General features: G+C 35.5%; 1 protein-coding gene. It reads right to left on the reverse strand.

From position 1 onward, the window contains the following. Positions 1 to 9 precede the first annotated feature (9 nt). On the reverse strand, positions 10 to 1209 hold the full coding sequence (locus H5202_RS22760) for a hypothetical protein (RefSeq protein ID WP_259397453.1): 1200 nt from the start codon (positions 1207 to 1209) through the stop codon (positions 10 to 12). Between the last annotated feature and the right edge of the window lie 26 nt (positions 1210 to 1235).

Below are 1235 nucleotides of genomic sequence, written 5' to 3' on the forward strand. Positions count from 1 at the left end.
AAAATAAAGTTATGTACTCCTGAGATTATACTCAACTAATGCCATCAATATCGTTTCTAACAGTAAATCACGCTGGGCATATATAGCCTCCCACTGCTGAGTAGTCCATGAGTTTTCTCGCTCAACATAGGAGCCATGCGCAATAATATTTCGCAATTCACTAAAATTATTAGCACCTAGCTTTAAGTTTTGGTCCTTAATACTTTGTTTCAACCTATTTACATCAGGATCTCTCTTCCCCATGTTAGGGAAACGATCTGTTGTGAGGAGATTCGCAAATGATTTTTCTAGTGAGCTCTTACCTTTTGAATAATTCCAAAATCCTTCAACAAAAGCCCACAATCCTAGAGTTTCAATAAGCACATTGTTAATTGATGCTAGTTTCAACACCTCGTCAAAATGTGGATATCTGATATTTATTTTTTGATTGAAACGGCCAAGTAGCCCTATGATATTATCAATATCATTTTCATCGAAGCATTGATTCCAAACTCTATTTGGCGTTGGTATATTACCCCAACTTGGATTAACAATGGTTCCATCATTTAGGTATTGCCCGGGATGTGAGATATGCACCGGTGGAGGTAAAACTAAGCTCAAACTCAGTGATATTAGTTTGCATATATAGTCCTGATTATCTTCTGAGCATTTATTTTTTGTAACCACAAATCCACAGTTCACCGGAAAGGGATCTCTTGACGATATCCACAATCCTGGTTTGATAATTTTGTTTTCGATCCAATCACTGAAAGGATTTGGTAGATTTTTTATAGATTCATAATTAGTAAAGCATAAAGTGATAGTTTCACCATTAAGCACCACAGTCCTTTCATAGGTATGGTCTATTCTAGGTATATTGTAAATCATCCATAAAGATTGCCGCATATCATTACCTTTAATTATTAGTTTTAAACTTCCAAAAAATATAGCTACTAATTTATAATCAATAACATAGCCTGTTATGATTACTCCAACAATATAAAGATATATGTTTTCCAATTGGTTGAGTTTTAGATAATTAAATACTCGTTTGAAAGACCATGTTGACCCATGAACCATCAATATTAGGAGCCATTTTGACGATAGCAAAATTGATTTTGTGTGAGGTTGATGACGGTAAACAGGATGCTTTTTCACAAAGTCAGCGTGCTTGGAGTCAGCTGTCGACGTGTAACGGTTTTGTAGGGCAAACAGGAGGATGGTAATCATCGGTAAGTACTGCCGTTATTATAGGT

It is taken from the genome of Shewanella sp. SG41-4, from assembly GCF_014164505.1.
In the GTDB taxonomy this organism is placed as follows: domain Bacteria; phylum Pseudomonadota; class Gammaproteobacteria; order Enterobacterales; family Shewanellaceae; genus Shewanella.

Bases quoted from the DNA above. Each gene is read 5' to 3' on its own strand.
- H5202_RS22760 (WP_259397453.1), bottom strand. From the start codon at position 1,209: ATGATTACCATCCTCCTGTTTGCCCTACAAAACCGTTACACGTCGACA.